Source organism: Thermogutta sp. (genome assembly GCF_039793925.1).
In the GTDB taxonomy this organism is placed as follows: Bacteria; Planctomycetota; Planctomycetia; order Pirellulales; family Thermoguttaceae; genus Thermogutta.
Window position 1 is genome coordinate 1 of sequence record NZ_JBAMME010000039.1, and the last position, 1,665, is coordinate 1,665.

Sequence of the window (1,665 nt, forward strand, 5' to 3'; positions counted from 1 at the left end):
CCTTGTGACAGCGGCTCCAAGCGCCTTCGGGCCGGTTGTCGAATCGACACCTGTCCTAGAGCGCTGGTATGTTGAGCCTCAAGCAATCCGTGTCGTTACGTCTGACGGCTCTGAGACCGTACAGCACCGGATTGTTGCTGTAGCGCCTGCTTGGTCAGTCGTCGCGCCGGGGTCGATTGTCGAACTCGACGCTTCACGTTATCGGGCGATGAAGATCCATCGCTATGATTTGCTCGGGCGGCCGCATCACATCGAAGTGGAGCTGGAGGAGCTAGTCACGTGAAACCAACGCTCTCTGTGCGTGCCTTATGGCACGGTGACAAAATTCAACAGAAAGTCAACACAGGCGCCCCCGATGTTGTTTGGCAGGCTAGTGAGCACATTCTTGAGGAAGCAAACCGGACTGTCCCGCTTGACACTGGGGCCTTGATGCGTTCGGGGCGGACTCATGTCGATCCAGCAAGCCTCACGGCTTACATTAGCTACAACACGCCCTATGCGGTTCGGGTGCATGAGCACCCGGAGTGGCATTTCCAGGGGGGCCGGCGGGGGAAATGGCTTGAACTTACAATTCAAGAACAGCAGGGTGCTGTTCGTCAATGGATTGCGTCGAAATTAAAAGAAATCTTTTAGGAGGATCGTATGTCTACAAGTTTTACGGCAAACTATCGGTTGGTTTTGCAGGACAATTTCCAAAACTTGCTTGATCTGTCAACTGTCGAGGATTCTCTAGCACAAACCATTGTTAAGAGTCTATCCGATGGCGAAGGACAGGACAAAGCCCAGATTCACTGGCACGACGAGAGGACACTGGCCGAGTCTAGCAACGATGATTTAGACCTGGCCGGGGGGCTGGAGACGGCGTTCGGTGTTGCACAGTTTACAAAAATAAAAGCGCTCGCGGTCTGGTTGACGACTACGACTACCGGGTATAAACTCGCGGTCGGCGGGGCTGGTTCGAATCCAATTACCAGTCTCTTTACTGGTAGTAACGATGCAATCATCGTCGGTAACGGTGGAGTCCTCTTCTTGCTCGCGCCAGGTGACGGCTATACAGTCACTGGCGGTTCCGCGGATGTCCTGCGTATAGCAAATCTATCCTCCGGCGCCGTGACATATCGCGTTTATATTGCAGGGGAGGGTTCTATCGCTTGATGAGCCAGGATCCCGTGTTGCTTCAAGTCGCTAGATTGCTGGCAGATCGCAAGCTAGTGAAGCTCGTGGAAAAAGGCTCGGGCGGCGACTGCTTCTTGGGCTGGCTGCCCGACGAGCCCGATAACGTTGTTTGTTTAAGAGCGGTTGGGGGCGAGACCGCTCCGAGCGGCCAGCCGTACGATTATCCGACGATTCAAATCGTTGTTCGGGACCGGGACGGTCGCGAAGCGCTGCGAAGAACAACAACAATTTATAACCATTTGCACGGCCTTTCAAGGTTGACCCTGGGACCGAACGGTAATTACTGCGTGTCTATTGTTGCTCGACAAAGCGGCCCTGTGGGGCTTGGACTTGATGCCAAAGGTCGACACGAATACTCGTTGAACTATGATCTGTTCATCATTAATGATGAAAGGGGTGGTTGAAAATGCCTGCTGTACCGATTCTAGCAAGTAAATGGCAGTTTCAAGCTTCTAATGACGGTACTAACTGGACAACAATTAAAGGGTT

General features: G+C 53.1%; 4 protein-coding genes. All 4 read left to right on the plus strand.

The annotated features are described in order from the left end of the window. The coding region (locus ABJK56_RS01425) for a hypothetical protein (protein WP_347242882.1) at positions 1 to 283 on the plus strand (283 nt) is incomplete at its 5' end. Beyond that, the gene (locus ABJK56_RS01430; protein WP_347242883.1) at positions 280 to 633 is read left to right on the plus strand and encodes a hypothetical protein; all 354 of its coding nucleotides are present in this window, start codon (positions 280 to 282) and stop codon (positions 631 to 633) included. The genes ABJK56_RS01425 and ABJK56_RS01430, both read left to right, overlap by 4 nt. A gap of 9 nt (positions 634 to 642) precedes the next feature. Beyond that, positions 643 to 1,155: a hypothetical protein gene (locus ABJK56_RS01435; RefSeq protein ID WP_347242884.1), complete on the plus strand. Its 513-nt coding sequence runs from the start codon at positions 643 to 645 to the stop codon at positions 1,153 to 1,155. Continuing rightward, on the plus strand, positions 1,155 to 1,580 hold the full coding sequence (locus ABJK56_RS01440) for a minor capsid protein (RefSeq protein ID WP_347242885.1): 426 nt from the start codon (positions 1,155 to 1,157) through the stop codon (positions 1,578 to 1,580). The genes ABJK56_RS01435 and ABJK56_RS01440 overlap by 1 nt, the downstream gene beginning before the upstream one ends. Positions 1,581 to 1,665 lie beyond the last annotated feature (85 nt).